This window comes from Halopenitus sp. POP-27 (assembly GCF_029889855.1).
Taxonomy (GTDB): Archaea; Halobacteriota; Halobacteria; order Halobacteriales; family Haloferacaceae; genus Halopenitus; species Halopenitus malekzadehii.
Map to the genome: position 1 here is coordinate 1 of NZ_JARANU010000011.1, position 15449 is coordinate 15449.

General features: G+C 64.8%; 16 protein-coding genes. 8 read left to right on the plus strand and 8 right to left on the minus strand.

Translation table 11 applies throughout. From position 1 onward, the window contains the following. Positions 1-109: 109 nt before the first annotated feature. The 8 genes from thrS (at position 110) to OQF70_RS08135 (ending at position 7907) form a co-directional block, all read left to right on the plus strand. Positions 110-2089 carry a threonine--tRNA ligase gene (gene thrS, locus OQF70_RS08100; protein WP_280536897.1) on the plus strand — a complete coding sequence of 660 codons (1980 nt, stop codon included), beginning with the start codon at positions 110-112 and terminating at the stop codon, positions 2087-2089. A gap of 176 nt (positions 2090-2265) precedes the next feature. Further along, positions 2266-2385, plus strand: a complete 120-nt coding sequence (locus OQF70_RS08105; RefSeq protein ID WP_280536899.1) for a zinc ribbon domain-containing protein — start codon at positions 2266-2268, stop codon at positions 2383-2385. An 86-nt stretch (positions 2386-2471) separates the two neighbouring features. After that, positions 2472-3395 carry a hypothetical protein gene (locus OQF70_RS08110; RefSeq protein WP_280536900.1) on the plus strand — a complete coding sequence of 308 codons (924 nt, stop codon included), beginning with the start codon at positions 2472-2474 and terminating at the stop codon, positions 3393-3395. Positions 3396-3449: 54 nt separating this feature from the next. Next, positions 3450-4052, plus strand: a complete 603-nt coding sequence (locus OQF70_RS08115) for a peroxiredoxin (protein WP_280536901.1) — start codon at positions 3450-3452, stop codon at positions 4050-4052. 86 nt (positions 4053-4138) lie between these two features. Next, positions 4139-4387 (plus strand): hypothetical protein, encoded by a 249-nt coding sequence (locus OQF70_RS08120; protein ID WP_280536902.1) that lies wholly within the window; start codon positions 4139-4141, stop codon positions 4385-4387. A gap of 410 nt (positions 4388-4797) precedes the next feature. Further along, positions 4798-5907 (plus strand): FAD-dependent oxidoreductase, encoded by a 1110-nt coding sequence (locus OQF70_RS08125; protein WP_280536904.1) that lies wholly within the window; start codon positions 4798-4800, stop codon positions 5905-5907. 52 nt (positions 5908-5959) lie between these two features. Next, entirely contained in the window at positions 5960-6841 is an 882-nt protein-coding gene (dapA, locus tag OQF70_RS08130; protein WP_280536905.1) for a 4-hydroxy-tetrahydrodipicolinate synthase, read from the plus strand. Between the two features lie 61 nt (positions 6842-6902). Next, a complete protein-coding gene (locus tag OQF70_RS08135; RefSeq protein WP_280536906.1) occupies positions 6903-7907 on the plus strand; it encodes a proline racemase family protein in 1005 nt (334 codons plus the stop codon). 128 nt (positions 7908-8035) lie between these two features. Here OQF70_RS08135 and OQF70_RS08140 read toward each other — a convergent pair whose 3' ends face one another. The 8 genes from OQF70_RS08140 to OQF70_RS08175 form a co-directional block, all read right to left on the minus strand. After that, positions 8036-8233, minus strand: coding sequence for a hypothetical protein (locus tag OQF70_RS08140; RefSeq protein WP_280536907.1), 198 nt, complete (start codon positions 8231-8233; stop codon positions 8036-8038). A 347-nt stretch (positions 8234-8580) separates the two neighbouring features. Further along, positions 8581-10020 carry a dihydrolipoyl dehydrogenase gene (locus OQF70_RS08145; protein ID WP_280536909.1) on the minus strand — a complete coding sequence of 480 codons (1440 nt, stop codon included), beginning with the start codon at positions 10018-10020 and terminating at the stop codon, positions 8581-8583. A 56-nt stretch (positions 10021-10076) separates the two neighbouring features. Beyond that, a complete protein-coding gene (locus OQF70_RS08150; protein ID WP_280536911.1) occupies positions 10077-10469 on the minus strand; it encodes a helix-turn-helix domain-containing protein in 393 nt (130 codons plus the stop codon). Positions 10470-10627: 158 nt separating this feature from the next. Then, positions 10628-10765, minus strand: a complete 138-nt coding sequence (locus OQF70_RS08155) for a hypothetical protein (RefSeq protein WP_280536912.1) — start codon at positions 10763-10765, stop codon at positions 10628-10630. A gap of 59 nt (positions 10766-10824) precedes the next feature. Then, complete coding sequence (locus OQF70_RS08160) at positions 10825-12129, minus strand: dicarboxylate/amino acid:cation symporter (protein WP_280536914.1); 1305 nt, start codon at positions 12127-12129, stop codon at positions 10825-10827. 130 nt (positions 12130-12259) lie between these two features. Then, positions 12260-13789 (minus strand): class I SAM-dependent methyltransferase, encoded by a 1530-nt coding sequence (locus tag OQF70_RS08165; protein WP_280536916.1) that lies wholly within the window; start codon positions 13787-13789, stop codon positions 12260-12262. Positions 13790-13808: 19 nt separating this feature from the next. Continuing rightward, complete coding sequence (locus OQF70_RS08170; protein ID WP_280536918.1) at positions 13809-14597, minus strand: NAD(P)-binding domain-containing protein; 789 nt, start codon at positions 14595-14597, stop codon at positions 13809-13811. 202 nt (positions 14598-14799) lie between these two features. Beyond that, positions 14800-15282, minus strand: coding sequence for a tryptophan-rich sensory protein (locus OQF70_RS08175; RefSeq protein ID WP_280536919.1), 483 nt, complete (start codon positions 15280-15282; stop codon positions 14800-14802). Between the last annotated feature and the right edge of the window lie 167 nt (positions 15283-15449).

Genomic DNA, 15449 nt, shown 5'->3' on the forward strand with positions numbered 1-15449 from the left:
AAGGACGGGAGGGCACAGGAGGGGAGGGGATGGGACGGGACACCAACGCTCAGCCGGACCGTCGATGCACCGGTCACGTCCGTTCCCGTCCCGCCATCCAACAACACTTATGCCGATCCTCCGGCTTCGCGGAAGTATGAGCGAGACCGACGCGCAGGCCGACGTCACGGTCGTCCTTCCGGACGGATCATCCCTTACCGTACCGGCCGGGTCGACAGTCGAGGACGTCGCCTACGAGATCGGCCCCGGGCTCGGTCGCGACACCGTCGCCGGGAAGATCGACGGCGACCTCGTGAGCAAACACGACGCCGTCCACGACGGGGCCGAGATCGAGATCGTGACCGAGGACTCCGACGCGTACCTCACGGTCCTCCGTCACTCCGCGGCCCACGTGTTTGCCCAGGCGCTGCAGCGACTCCACCCGGAGGCGAAGCTGACGATCGGCCCGCCGACAGACGACGGGTTCTACTACGACGTCACCGGCGTCGACCTCGACGAGGACGATCTCGCCGAGATCGAGACGGAGATGGAGGCGATCCTCGAGGCCGATTACGACATCGAGCGCGTCGAGCGATCCCGCGAGGAGGCGCTCGACGCCTACGCGGACAACGAGTTCAAACGCGACATCCTCGAGACCGAGGCGGCCGGCGAGGACCCGGTCAGCTTCTACGTCCAGGACGACTGGCAGGACCTCTGTCAGGGGCCACACGTCGACTCGACCGGCGAGATCGGCGCCGTCACGCTGCTCAACATCTCCTCGGCCTACTGGCGCGGCGAGGAGGACAACGAGAGCCTCACTCGCGTGTACGGGACGGCCTTCGGGTCCGAAGACGACCTCGAGGAGTTCCTCGAGATGCGCGAGGAGGCTGCCGAACGCGACCACCGGAAGATCGGCCGCGAGATGGACCTCTTCTCCATCCCGGACCACTCGCCCGGCTGTGCCCACTACCACCCGAACGGGATGCGGATCCGCCGCGAGCTCGAGGAGTACATCCGCGAGAAGAACGACGAACTCGGCTACGAGGAGGTCTGGACGCCCGAGTTGAACAAGGCCGAGCTCTGGAAGCCCACCGGCCACTACGACGCGTTCAAGGAGGCCGGCGAGATGTTCGCCTGGGAGCAGGACGACACCGAGTACGGGCTCAAGCCGATGAACTGCGCGAACCACGCGCACATCTTCGACGACGACCAGCACTCCTACCGGGACCTCCCGCTGCGCTACTCCGAGTTCGGCACCGTCTACCGCAACGAACAGTCCGGCGAGCTGTCCGGGCTCCTGCGCGTCCGCGGGCTGACCCAGGACGACGGTCACGCCTTCGTCCGCCCGGACCAGATCGAGGACGAGATCCGCCGAACGATCGGCGTCATCGAGGACATCTACGACCAGTTCGGTCTGGAGATCATCTACAAGATCGAGACGCAGGGCGACAACTCCGTCGGGAGCGACGACATCTGGGAGACCGCCACCGACGCCCTGCGGAACGCCCTGGAGTCGAAGGGGCTCGAGTACGACGTCGAGGCCGGCGAGGCCGCCTTCTACGGCCCGAAGATCGGCCTGGACGCGCGGGACGCGATCGGCCGCGAGTGGACGATCGGCACCGTGCAGGTCGACTTCAACATCCCCGAGCGGCTCGAGTTGACCTACACCGGCGAGGACAACGACGAGCACCATCCCGTGATGATCCACCGCGCCCTGCTCGGCAGCATCGAGCGGTTCATGGGCGTGACGATCGAGCACTTCAAGGGGAACTTCCCGCTGTGGCTGGCTCCCGAACAGGTCCGCGTCCTGCCTGTCTCCGACGACACGCTGGGCTACGCCCACCGCGTGAAGAACGCGCTCGACGACGCCGGACTCCGGGTCGAGGTGGAGGACCGCGACTGGACTGTCGGCCGCAAGATCCGCCAGGCGCACGACGATCGCCTGCCGTACATGGTGATCGTCGGCGGCGACGAGGAGGAATCGGACACGATCTCGGTCCGGGACCGCTTCGAGAACGAGGCCGACGACGTCGACGTCGAGACGTTCGTCGACCACCTCGTCGCCGAACGCGACGAGAAACGGGCCGAGCCGGACTTCATCGACGTCTAGGGAGCGTCCACCGGCACCGTCGACGTCCGGAGCGAAGACTCCTCGGAGACCCACCATTCGAACCGGAACACCCCGAAGCCGCCAAACCGGAACACCCCGAAGCCGCCGAACTGGGGGTAGCCTGAAGCCGCTGAACCGGAGGTAGCCTGAAGGCGCTGGGGATCGAACCCCGACATATGGGCGATCGACCGTGTGACCGCGTGTTCTGTCCGACCTGTGACGCCCCGGCGACGACGAGCGATGAGACGTGTCCCGATTGCGGGACCCCGCTGTCTGACGCGTCTGCGGGACCGTGAGGCCAACCTGACCATCGCGACACCGACGATGCGACCCGGGGCCAGCATATATATCGGCCGTCCGCCTATGGGATCGTACCCAACCGATGGACGACGCCACTGCCCAGCTGATCCACGAGATTCGCCAGGACGACGCACGCACACGCGTCGTGGAACTCCTCGAAGAGGGGCCCCGAACGCCGGCGGAGTTGCGGTCAGAGACCGGCCTGGGCCGCGAGGAACTGTCCGGGATCCTCGAGACGGCGATCGAACAGGAGCTCCTCGAACGAACGGACGACGACCGGGTGGCACTCACCGACTGGGGCGAACGGGCGGCCGAGTTCGTCCTCGTCGAGGACTGGAACCCCTCCTCGATGACCACCAAGAAGGGCCGGACCTTCGACGTGCTCGCCGACGGCGAGTGGCATTGTTCGGAGTGTGAGCTCTCGGGGTCACAGCCCGCCGCCTACATCCGCGACTTCCGCGACGAGGGGTTCGAGTTCGTGAGCACGACCGACGGCCGCGGCGAGTACGACCGCCGCTACTGCCGGACCTGTGACGACGAGACGACCCACCGGCGGATGAAGTACGCCTTCCCGAGCGCGAAGCCGATCACCCGCCAGGAGATGCCCGAGTCGTTCAAAAAGCGGGTCCGCGAGCTCTACGACGGCCGCGACGCGTTCGATCTCTCGACGCCGGGCGGCACGCCGGAGGTCGACCACCGAAAGCCACGGATCCGGTGGGACGAGCCCGAGGACTTCGACTACGAGTCGATGAGCGACGCGGCGGTCCGCGAACACTTCCAGATCCTCTCGGGAAAGCACAACCTCCTCAAGAGTCGCAAGTGCGAGCGATGCGTCGAGACCGGTGAGCGGCCGCCCTTCCTCGGGATCGAGTTCTACTACGAGGGCGGCCGGGAGTACGAGGACGACGTCGGGTGTGCGGGTTGCGGCTGGTACAATCCCCACCGATGGCGAGAGGCGGTCACCGATCGGCTCGAACGGGCTGCAGCCTGTGACGGTTCCGAGTGACCGAGCCGAGTGACCGCCCCCCGTGTGACCACCTCCCGCGGAGTCGATGACGGTATGTACGAGGCACCCGATCGACGGGTTATGGCCACGGACTTCCCGCTGCCGGACGACCTGCCGGTACCGGAGGATGACGGCGCCGCCGACCACCTCGAGGGAACCTCGCTCCCGGACGTCCCGCTGTCGGCGACGGACGGATCGACGATCGACCTTCGTGAGCGTCCGCCGCGGACGGTCGTCTACGTGTATCCGCTCACTGGACGGCCGGGCGCCGACACCATCCCCGAGGGATGGGAAGAGATCCCCGGCGCTCGTGGTTGTACGCCGGAATCCTGCGGGTTCCGCTACCACTACGCAGAGCTTCGGGACGCGGGCGCTGGAGAGGTGTACGGCCTGTCCACGCAGTCGACCGCTTACCAGCGGGAGGCGCGCGATCGCCTCGATCTCCCGTTCGAACTGCTCAGCGACGCCGACTGGGACCTCGCCGACGCGCTCGACCTCCCGCGGTTCCACATCGAAGGCGACGACTACCTGCACCGGCTCACGATGGTGGTCACGGACGGACGTATCGACGACGTCTTTTACCCGATCTTCCCACCCGACGCACACGCCGGCGAGGTGCTCGAGTGGCTTCGGGAGACCCGGAACGAGGATCGATGAGATGAAACACTTTGGAAACAAAGAGGTGCGGTTTATACGTTATCGATGACACGTTCAACGCTGTTTCGGTTTCCGTGACGTTCGTAGTGGATATCGAGGCCGTGGTGTTGGAGAGCCGTATGAAGTCACTCAGCATCATCGACGAGAAACGGTGCAGCAGCCACATCGTCTTTCTCAGGAGATTCTCGAAGCAGTATTTCAGTTATTGTGGTTATATCCGTCGAAAACGATCGACTATGGTGGCCGTGCTCCGTTTCCGGATTGGCTCCCACGTCGAGCCAGAACTGCTGATCGGTGATTCGAACCGCGCTCTCATCGACGACGACCCGATCTGAACTGGCAGCTCAGTCGGTATCGATCGACGTTCCGTACCCACTAATGAACGACCGCTTGACTGCGTTATATCCAGATATATAAGAAGTATATGTACTATTTTGAAATGATACTTCTGTAACGGAGAACTGCAACTCGAAACCCACCGTTGACGGGAATACCGCCGACGCCGAGAACGTCCAGATCAATCATCAATGGATGGATCCGGGTCGAACGGGGCTCAACGTCCCGAGCGGAGGGATCGATCACCCGCTCGTCCGATTAAACTTACAAATATATAGTTGTGATTCAACGCGAGAGACGTAGCTGCCGGTCGCTCCCTCTCAAGCTTCGGGCACACGCGTCAGTGTCAGTCGCGTTCGGCGGGCGACTCCGGGAAAACATTTTTAATAGAAATCGGAGACAAGACGGTATGGAGACCGTGGTAATCGTCGGCGGTGGCATCATCGGCACCAGCATCGCGTACCAGCTCCGAACGACCGACTTGGACGTCCGCCTGTTCGAGAAGGACATGATCGGAGCCGGAACGACGGCGAAATCTGCGTCGATGTTCACCCACCACCAGGACGAACCCGAACGGGAGACGTACGATCTTCGCGAGCGCGCCTGGCAGTGGTACGACGAGAAGAGCGGCGACGGCGAGATCGAGTTCGAGCGCATCGGGACGCTCCATCTGGCGAAAAGCGACGCCGAGTACGAGACCGTTCGGGAGATGCAAGCGTCGTTCGCCGATTTCGGCCTGGACCTGGACGTCCTCTCGCCCGACGAGATCGCCGCACACGGCCTCGCGAGCGACGACCTCCGCGGTGGCCTGTGGTTTCCCGACGACGGCGTCCTCGACTCGGGTGAGATCGTCGGCTTCTTCGCCGAGGAGGCGCGCGAGACGGGCGTCGACGTCGAAACCGGTGTCGAAGTGACCGACGTCGCCACCGACGACGGCGCGGTGACCGGCGTCGAGACGAGCGACGGCTTCCAGGCGGCCGACGTCGTCATCAACGCGGCCGGTCCCTGGGCACCGCGGGTGAACCAGTTGGTCGACGTCAGCGTTCCACTCCGACACACGCAGGGACCGATCGTCGTGCTGGAGGCCGGCCAGCCCTTCTCGCTCCCGTTCGTCTTTTTCGAGGAGGGCGTGTATCTCCGCGAGGAGGGACTTTCGCAGGCGTTCGCCGGGAGTCTCGCGACCGACTACGAGAACGCGCGGGCCGAGAACCCGACCCACACGCGGGGAATCGACGAGTCGATGTATCTCCACGTGGCCGACGTCGTCGAGACGTACCTGACGGACGTGTCGGGTTTCGACGTCATCAACGAGTGGAACGGGCTTCGCACGGTCACGCCCGACGGGCGGGCCATCGTCGACGAGACCGACGTCGAGGGGTACGTCCTCGCCTGCGGGATGAGCGGATACGGCGTCACCATCGCTCCCGCCATCGGCGAACTCGTCGCCGAGTGGCTCACCACCGACCGCAAACCCGACCTCCTGGAGTCGCTCGCGCTCGACCGGTTCCCGAACCAGTAACACGCACACCACCAAACCACTTATTAGCTCGCGGAAACGGATCGAGGTACGTATGAGTGACATTACCGAGGGTGTGTTCCCACCCATCGTGACGCCGTTCGATGATGACGGCGAGGTCGACTACGAATCGCTTGCGGACAACGTCGACCGTCTGGAGCGAAACGGCGTCTCCGGAATCACCTCCTGTGGGTCGACCGGCGAGCGGTCCACGCTCCGTCCTCAGGAACACCGCGACGTCATCGAGTTCACGGCCGAACACGCCTCGACGCCGGTCATCGCGGGGACCGGGTCGTCCTCGACGTGGGAGGCCATCGAGCTGACACAGCACGCCGCCGACGTCGGTGCGGACGCGGCGATGGTCCACGCGCCCTACTACAGCGCCCCGAGCGACGACGACATCGTCCACCACTACAGGGAGGTCGCCAATGCGGCCGAGATCCCGGTCCTGTTGTACAACTATCCCGCGGCGTTCGGGTTCAACCTGGATCCCGACGTCGTGGTCGAGCTGGCCGCCCATCCCAACGTGGTCGGCATCAAGGACTCGCTGGGGGACCTGCGACAGATTCACGAACTGATTCGCCGCACCGAGGAGACGGACTTCGACGTCATCTCTGGATGGGACTCGTTAGCCTGGCCCGCGATAAACGCCGGGGCGACCGGTCTCATCGGCATCTCCGGGAACGTCTTCCCGGGCGCGCTGGCGGAACTGGTCGCGGCGGCCAGAGACGGCGACCGCGAGGTCGCATCGGCGATCCATCGCGACGTCATCGCGCTTGAGGACGCCCTCGTCGTCAAGAACCCCCAGATAACCGTCAAGGCCGCGCTGGCGTATCTGGGCCACGCGCCCGCGAACGTCCGTGCGCCGCAGTACGAACTCGATGCCGACCAACGGAAGCAGGTCGTGGCCGCCGTCGACGCGTTCCGGAACGGATAGGCTACAGTGGCCTGCCCTGACGTACCAAACATTCATACTGCTACTCCCCGGACACAGAACGATGCACACGGAACTCCTCATCGAGGCTGTGGACACGCACACCGGCGGGGAGCCGACGCGGATCGTGACCGGCGGATTGAACACGGACCGGTTCGCCGGCGGCAGCGTCGAGGAACAGCGTGATCGCTTCCGCGAGGAAGCCGACGACGTGCGGACGCTCCTGATGAAGGAGCCACGCGGCCACGACGATATGTACGGCGCGATACTCGTCCCGCCGGCGGCCGAGAAGGCCGACCTCGGAGTCTTCTTCGTGGACAACGGCGGGTACAAGGACATGTGTGGACATGGGACGATGGGTGTGGTGACCGCACTCATCGAGACCGGCTACCTGGATCCTGACGGCCCGGTCACGCTCGAAACGCCGGCGGGACTGGTGACCGCCGACCCCGAACTGTCGACCGACGGCGGGGTGGAGCACGTGACCGTCGAGAACGTCTCCTCGTACGTCCTCGACTCGATGACGCTCTCGATGGACGTCGACGGCGACCCCGTGGACGTCCCGGTCGACGTCGTCTACGCCGGGAACGTCTTCGCGATGGTGCCGGCCTCGGCGTTCGGTATGGACGTTATCCCCGACAACACGGCGACGTTCGTCGACTACGGCGTCGAGGTTCGTGAGCGCGTGAACGAAGCCGCCGACTTCGAGGACCCGTTCTCGGGCGATCGGCTGGTCGTCGACCACACGGAGTTCTACGAACCGCGCTCGGGGGTCGATCGAAACGTCGTCGTCTTCTCCGCGGGGTCCGTCGACCGGTCGCCGTGTGGCACCGGTACCTGCGGCAAGATGGCGCTGTTGCACTCGACGGGCGAACTGGACGTGGGCGAACCGTACCGCCACGAGAGCGTCATCGGCACGCGTTTCGAGGGTCGACTTCGCGACGCACGACGGCGGGACGGCTACGCCGTGGTCGATCCCGAGATAACCGGGTCGGCCTACGTCGTCGCAAAACACACGTTCCTGCTGGACCCGGACGACCCCGTCCACAGTTTCGACGTCTCAACCTGACCGCGTGGTCCCTCCGTCCCCGACATCGGGAACGGTTGCCAGCAGTTGTCGTCGGTCTCGGGATGTGTGGTGACGATGAACCGTCCGGTGATCGTCTCGCCGGGATCGTACGTCGTCGTGCTCCGGCCCTAGGCGATCGATTCGTGGGGAAGAACGGTCGGCTCCCACCAGCCGCCGTCAGTTCGTTCGAGGAAGGGTCGGCGTCGTTCCCAGGAGCGTTGACGCCGCCGAGACAGCCGGTCAACGGCGAGGGCGAACCCGAAGCCAGCCAGTCCGTTCGTCATTCCGGCGATCTGAATAACGAGCGTCATCAGCGCGACTGTCATCCCGCCGACACCCGAGATCATTTGTCAACGTTCGTGAGTTGTTCGTACAGGACGGGAAGTGTGCCGTAGCTGATGGCGTTTCGAATCAGGATCTCGATCGTCGTGTCTTCGTCAGTTCCGTGCACCGTCTGGGTGCCGAAGCCGAACTCGATGGACGGGACCCCCTCTCCGTCTTTGGTGAGACAGGTCAGATCGTCAGTGAGCCCCGATTCTCGGGAAAAGCGGTTGGGAAACCCGTCCGTCGTTCTGAAGACACTCTTCGACAGCGAGTCTCTCGATCGGCATTGCCTCTCGATTCGGCATCGAACCCGGTCGATGCGGCCGCGATACGATCAACAGAGCCGTCATCAGTGCGAATGGCTGTGACTGTGCTCTCTATCACCCCGAGAAAACTGTCCGGAGAACGCGCGCTGGACGACTTCGGAGAGCGCCGGATGGATGTGGACCGACTCCCGAACGTCTTGTACCGTCCCCGAGCCTGCCTTCATCGCCACGACGACCTCCTGAATGAGGTCGGACGCTTCGGGGCCGATGATGTGACAGCCGAGGATCTCGCCGTCGAGGTCGATGAGGACCTTCACGAACCCGTTTGCCTTCATTGCATCACCGCGTGCGGTGTCTTCGTAGCGATACGTGTTGACTGCGTACTCTCGACCCTCCTCTTGGAGCTCTTCCTCGCGGACGCCGACGCCGGCGACTTCCGGGGAGGCGAAGACGGCGGACGGCATCGCCGTGTAGTCGACGGGCCGTAATTCGTCTCCAAACATGTTGCGTGCGACTGCCTGCGCCTCGTGGTTCGCGCTGTGTTTCAGGAGGTACTCGCCGACGATGTCGCCGAGCGCCCACACGCCGTCGGCAGTGGTTCGGAGGTAGTCGTCCGTTTCGACGAACCCCTGGTCGTCCGTTTCGACTCCCGCCGCATCGAGAGTGAGCAGATCCGTGTTCGGCCTGCGACCTGCGGCAACGAGCAGTTCATCCCCGGTTACGGTCACGGACTCTTCGTCAGTGACGCCGCCGTCGGGGCCGTATTCGTACGGATGCGCCTCGACGGTGACTGTTCCACCGGTCTCCGAAACTGCGGTGGCTGTGTGACCGGTGTGGACGGTGAATCTCTCGGCGTAGCGCTCGGTGAACGCTTTTGCGACCTCCTCATCGGCTTCCGGCAGTAGATTCGGACGCCGTCCGATGATCGTCACGTCGCTCCCGAACGTCCCGAAGAAGTGCCCGAGTTCGGCAGCGATATACCCCCCGCCAACGATGACCAGATGATCAGGGAGCGTCTCGATCTGGAGAGCCTCAGTGCTCGTGAGGTAGTTCACGCCCTCGATCCCGTCGATATTCGGGATCGACGGCCGGGTACCAGCCGCGATGAGGACCGTCTTTGCTCGAAGCTGTACTCCTTCGTCGTCGCCGTCGACGAGTTCGACCGTCCGTTCGTCCACGAACCGCCCTGTGCCCTCGAACAGCGTATGCTGGGAGGACGACCGCAGACCGCGACGAATCGACTCCGCATCTGCGGTCACCTCTTCGGTCACCTCCCTGATGATGTCGTCGAACGCAACGTCGGATACGGTTGCGTCGATGTGGAACTCGTCGGCGCGTTCGATCGTTTCGAGGACGTCGGCGTGATACAGCAGCATCTTTGAGGGAATGCAACCCCGGTTGAGACACGTCCCACCGAGTGGGCCCTGTTCGACGATGGCGACGGACTGCCCCTGACTCGCCGCGACGTTCGCGACATCGAGCCCGGATCCCGACCCGATCACTAAAAAGTCAAACTCGTCCATACGGGTACTATTCGGCCCCGTCTTATGAAATCTCAGTTACTGGGGCATCCGAGAGGTCACGCGATCGACGAGCTCCTGTCGTCCGATTCCGTGATGTGTTCTACCCCCCAATCTCGCATAGCGTAGATGACTGGTTCGAGTGATTCACCGTGATCGGTGAGCGAATACCGGACGCGGACCGGCTTCTCGCTGATGATCTCGCGGTCAACGAGCTGTTTCTCGCCGAGATCGTCCAAACTGTCGGAGAGCACTTTACTCGAGATTCCATCCACGTTCTCTTTGAGTTCGTTGAAGCCGCTTGGACCATGTTCGAGGAGTCGATGAACGATAACGGGATGCCACTTCTTGCCGATGAGTGTTGCGGTAGTCGTAACCGGACACCACTCTTCGCCAGCACACCACACCTCGAGTTCCTCGATCGCGTCGGTTTGCTCGGTGCTGTCGGACATGATCGACTATTGAGTATCTAACACTATAACAGTTACTAAGGGAAACTAGATTATGGATGGTAACCGTATTATGAAACGTGCTGTGATGGAACGTGATACACCGCGGAGATGGGTCCCTGGTGGTGATTCTCCCGTCGTCCTGGGCTGATCCGATCCCCCTACCGCGAACGTGGCCCTCCTCCGCCGTCGCCAGACGCTTCACGACGTCGTCGGTCGGTGAGTACTTCGAAGCCGTTCTCAACGGCGTCGCGGAGCCGGCGGAGCGTGTCGACGACGGCGTTCTCTTCAACGGTCACTCTCACCGTGTCCCACACAACGCTCTCAGGGTTCAGGAAGTCGATCTGTGGGTCGGTGATCAGTCCTCGGCCGGCGCCGCGTCGCCGACGGCGGTCGCCCCGTCGGCCCAGACGCCGGTCGTGAAGTCGATCGCGTCGTTCCACTTGCCAACGACCGTCGCCACCGCCAGGTCGCCCGTGACGTTGTTCATCGTGGCGATGCGACCGAGGATCGGGTCGACGCCGGCCACGAACCCGACCACGGTGAGCGGGAGGCCGACCTGGGTCAACACGACCGTGAGCATCACGATCCCGGCACCCGGAACGCCGGCGGTGCCGATGCTGATGAGCACGGCGACGATCAACACGAGGACCTGCTCGGTCAGCGCGAGCGGCTGGCCGACCACGTTGGCGGCAAAGACGACCGTGATCGACTGGCGGATCGCCGCGCCGTCCATGTTCGCGGTCGCGCCCACCGGCAGCGCGAACGAGTAGACGCGCTCGTCGATCCGGAGGTCCTCCTCGGCGTTCGTCATCGTCACCGGGAGCGTCCCGCTCGAGGACCGGGTTGCGAAGGCGGTCACCATCGCGTCCTTGGCGCCCCGCAGGAAGGCGACCGGCGAGACGTCCGAGACGACCGTCATCAACAGCCCGAGGTAGGTGACCACGATGTGGATGAGGACCGCGAGCCCGACCGCGAGCACGAGTTCGCCCAGCGAGGAGAAGACGCCGACGCCCTCGGTGCCGATCCCGGCCGCCATCAGCGCGAAGACGCCGATGACGCCGTACTCGAGCACGCCGCGAACGACGACGAACATCGCCTCCGCACCGACCTCGAACGCCTCGAACAGCGAATCGACGCTCTCGGCGTACTCGGGTTTGTTCGCGCGAACGTACGTCAACGCGATCCCGAAGACGATGGCGAAGAAGACCGTGCCGAGCAGGTTCCCCTCGGCCATCGCCGTCACGGGGTTGTTCGGTACGATTCCGAGGACGACCTCGGTCAGCGACGGCGGCGCCTGTGACTCGGCCTCGCCGGCGACGAACTCCACCCCGCGACCGGGCTGGAGGACGTTCGCGACCGCGAGCCCGATCACGCCGGCGACCGTCGTCGTGACCGCGTACAGCGCGACCGTCGCGCCGCCGATCCGGCCCAGCCGTGCCGGCGAAAGCTGCCGGATCCCCGTCAGCAGGGTGAAGACGATGATCGGGACCACGAGCATATTGAGCAGTCGGAGGAACAGGTCGCCGAGCGGCTGGACGACGGCCATCCGTTCGCCGAAGGCGATCCCCGCGGCTGACCCGATCACGAACGCGATCGCGATCCGATAGATCAATCCAACCGATCGATACCGCTTCCACAGTGAGGCGAGCGTCCCGGCCATATCCGATCGGTGCGGACTCCGGCTTAAAGGGACACGCATCTCGTCAGATCGTGCGGCTATCGCCGACGCCGACTCCGCTGTGGACCGTGTCTCAGGCGGTTTTCCGCCGGTCAGGGTTCTCCCCGGTCGATCAGGGTGCCACCAGATCGACCACGGTCCCGTCGTCGACGACGAGGTTGTACGCCTCCTCGTCGTCGTTCCAGAGCACGAGCACGTTTTCGACCGCCAGGACGGCGCCGTAGCCGGCCGTAAGCAGCGTGTCGTTCAGCGAGGTCTCGCGCGTACACACCGCGTAGTGGTCGACGGTTTCGGAGCCGTCGCTCACCTTGAACAGGGGGTTGCCGCCGTCGGCGAGGTCGTGGCTCAGCTTGACACACAGCAGGTCGACCCGGTCGGTGACGTGTGTCTCGCTGTCGGCCATCCGGAGGTGTCGCTCGGGATCCGCGCGGACGTCGACGCGGCGCGTGCCGTCGGTACGGAGGATCGCGTCGGCGAACTGAACGTCGACGTTGATGAACTCACCCGGCTCGTCCGTGGGGCCGCGGTCGGCTGCCTCGTCGAGGCGGGCCTGGAACGGCGGAACCGCCAGGTCGGGCCGAACGTCGAAGGACCAGCCGCGGTCGTCCGGCTCGGCGTCCGGCCAGAGGCGGAGCGTCGGGCTGTAGACCGTCACGTCCCGGTTCGGGGACGCGTCGGCGCCGCCCTCATCCCCCGCCGACTCGTCGACGACGGCGCGTTCGATCTCCCGAAGCCCGGTGGCGGTGTTCCGGTCGGCCGGCGCGAGTGCGACGATCGACCCGTCGTCCGCCAGGACGTCGAGAGCGGCCGTCACGACGGCAACCGGGTCCGCAAGCTCCGAGAGGACGTTCCCGAACAGGACGAGGTCATAGGTGTCCCCGTTCGCGTGCTGGTCCGTGTCCGCTCGGTCCGTCTCGTCTCCGTTCCTGTCCTTCGCGTTCTTCTTCTTCCCACTCTCGAGCCCGAGGAATGACTCGGCGGTCTCACGCCGGATCGTCGACCGGAAGCTCGGACGCGTTTCTCCGAGCATCGTCTCCAGCACGTCGGCGGCCGGGCTCGGCTCGATCGCGGTGTACTCCACGACGGCGTCCGCCGGAAGGACGTCGTGGAGCCCCAGCGCCGGGCCGCCCACGCCCGCGCCGACGTCGAGGACGCGCAGACGCCGGTCGAGCAGGCCGTTCTCGATCAGGTCCGCCATGACGTACCCGATCACGGCGTAGTAATCCGGGAGGTGATAGATCGCGTACCCGAGCGCCGCGGTCCGGTCGTACTCGACCGGGTTCTCGTGGTAGTAGTCGCGTTTGAGCCGCCGGATCGCCGCCCGGAGCTCGTCGCCGGAATCCCCGACGTGCCAGTTCGCGCCGTACTCGCCGACCAGCTCGTCCTCGAGGGCACGGGCGTACGGCTCCGGAAACGCCTCGGGACCCCATTCCGGATCCGGAACCGGATCCGAATCGACCGGGACGAACGTCCCGTCCTCGCGCTCGCGGAGCCCGAGGTCGTAGGACGCCTCCCGCAGCGTTTGCCGAACCACTGCCGGATGTGCGCCGCCCGAGACGTAGTCGGCGACCTCCTCGGGGTCGATCGGGCGCACGTTTCGGAGGTACTTCGCACTATCCCTGACGGCCTGCTCGTCGATCATCGGTATCGTGTTCTTCTCATCACTCGTGTCGCTCCCGTTCGGTTCCCTCACCGCGGGCGTGCTCGTACAACTCGGCGAACGCCGACGCGTCAGCCTCGGCGATCTCCCGCGCCGCATCGGCGACGTCGTCGGCGCCGTCGAAGGCGCGCTGGATCTCGGCGTAGACCTCGGGCGCGCCCTCGGTGACGGTGTCGGCGAGGTCCTCGAGGCCGGCCGAGACCGGGGTGTGGAACTCCTCGCGGACATCCGCGCCCGCCAGCCGCCACGCCAGGATGGCGGCGTGGGCGCCCGCCTGTACGGTCTCCATCGCCTCGTCGTGTTCGGCCGCGGTCGTCTCGAAGACGTCGTTCCCGCCGGCCTCGATCGCCTCGAGTACGGCTGCCACGCGCGGTCCGTCCCGATCGACGACGGCCGCCACGTTCCCCGGCACGCGGGGCGGCGCGAACAGCGGGTGGAGGCTGGCGCGCTCGACGTCCGAGTCGAGTTCGTCGCGCATCGCCGCGATCGGTTCCGCCATCGCGCCGGAGACGTCGATCATCGCCCCCTCGGCCACGTCGGCGTAGGCCGCCACGGCGTCCGGGACCGCGGAGATCGGTACGGCCAGACAGACGACCTCGAAGCCGTCCACCGTCGCCGTCACCGTGGACGCCTTGAGGGCTTGCGCGTCACGGCCTGCCGCGGCGTCACGCGCGCGTTCGACGTCGAGGTCGGTGAAGGAGACGGCGGGCTCCGTGATCGCCTCAGCGGACGCCACCGTATCGGCGATCCATCGCCCCATCTCCCCGGCGCCGACGACGAGCAGTTCCATCGGTTACCACCGGTTTCGGCGGCAACGGTTAAAGCAGTTCGCTCGACCGGCGGGTCGGTGGTGCGAGGGCGTCCACATTTCAGGATGGAAACCCACGGCCAAAGCCGTGGGAGGAAGCTGATCGAATGGCTGGAACACCTCCACATTGTGCACAGGATCACTCAATACAGTACAGTGGATATATCGACGGTATGCGCTCGACTTACCCTGCAGCGAAGATCGCGTAGTTGAGAACGAGTGCGAAGGAAACCCACCCGAGATACGGGACCAGCAGTGCGGCCGCAGTACGGCTGACGCGAGAAAACGTGCCGATGGTGGCGACGATTGCGACCCAGAGGGTGACGATCACGAGGAGCCCCAGATCAGCCCGTTGGAGTCCGAAGAACACCGGCGTCCAGGCGAGATTCAGAGCAAACTGGACGGCAAATGTACCGAGAGCGATCCGGACGGCCCGGCGATCCGTTCCTCGCCGCCAGACGACGAACAGCGACAGCCCCATTAACGTGAACAGGAGCGTCCAGGCGATCGGAAAGAGAATTTCCGGCGGATAGAACCACGGCCGATCGATCCAGCCGGTATCCCCACGGATAAACACCGCCGGTAATGCCCCTAGAGCGTTCACTCCCAGTATCGCACCGAGAGCACCGAGGCCATCCCGAATTTTCGGTCCGTGATGTTCAAACACATCTATCGTACTCGATGGACGCAGGTAGTGGTTATGTCTGCGCGATTCGACTGGAAGGGTTCAAAGCCTACCGACTGGCTTAAAATAGCTGCACGATACGCACGCGCCCTCTATTGGCCTATGCGTCGTGACTGTCTGTGAAATCAAGGTCGGGATATCGCTCAATA

Excerpts from the sequence above, each read along its gene's own strand:
- OQF70_RS08165 (WP_280536916.1), bottom strand. The coding sequence starts at position 13,789 with ATGATCGACGAGCAGGCCGTCAGGGATAGTGCGAAGTACCTCCGAAAC.
- OQF70_RS08115 (WP_280536901.1), top strand. The coding sequence starts at position 3,450 with ATGTACGAGGCACCCGATCGACGGGTTATGGCCACGGACTTCCCGCTG.
- OQF70_RS08160 (WP_280536914.1), bottom strand. The coding sequence starts at position 12,129 with ATGGCCGGGACGCTCGCCTCACTGTGGAAGCGGTATCGATCGGTTGGA.
- OQF70_RS08135 (WP_280536906.1), top strand. The coding sequence starts at position 6,903 with ATGCACACGGAACTCCTCATCGAGGCTGTGGACACGCACACCGGCGGG.
- OQF70_RS08150 (WP_280536911.1), bottom strand. The coding sequence starts at position 10,469 with ATGTCCGACAGCACCGAGCAAACCGACGCGATCGAGGAACTCGAGGTG.
- OQF70_RS08125 (WP_280536904.1), top strand. The coding sequence starts at position 4,798 with ATGGAGACCGTGGTAATCGTCGGCGGTGGCATCATCGGCACCAGCATC.
- dapA (WP_280536905.1), top strand. The coding sequence starts at position 5,960 with ATGAGTGACATTACCGAGGGTGTGTTCCCACCCATCGTGACGCCGTTC.
- OQF70_RS08170 (WP_280536918.1), bottom strand. The coding sequence starts at position 14,597 with ATGGAACTGCTCGTCGTCGGCGCCGGGGAGATGGGGCGATGGATCGCC.
- OQF70_RS08105 (WP_280536899.1), top strand. The coding sequence starts at position 2,266 with ATGGGCGATCGACCGTGTGACCGCGTGTTCTGTCCGACCTGTGACGCC.
- OQF70_RS08145 (WP_280536909.1), bottom strand. The coding sequence starts at position 10,020 with ATGGACGAGTTTGACTTTTTAGTGATCGGGTCGGGATCCGGGCTCGAT.
- thrS (WP_280536897.1), top strand. The coding sequence starts at position 110 with ATGCCGATCCTCCGGCTTCGCGGAAGTATGAGCGAGACCGACGCGCAG.
- OQF70_RS08140 (WP_280536907.1), bottom strand. The coding sequence starts at position 8,233 with ATGACAGTCGCGCTGATGACGCTCGTTATTCAGATCGCCGGAATGACG.
- OQF70_RS08110 (WP_280536900.1), top strand. The coding sequence starts at position 2,472 with ATGGACGACGCCACTGCCCAGCTGATCCACGAGATTCGCCAGGACGAC.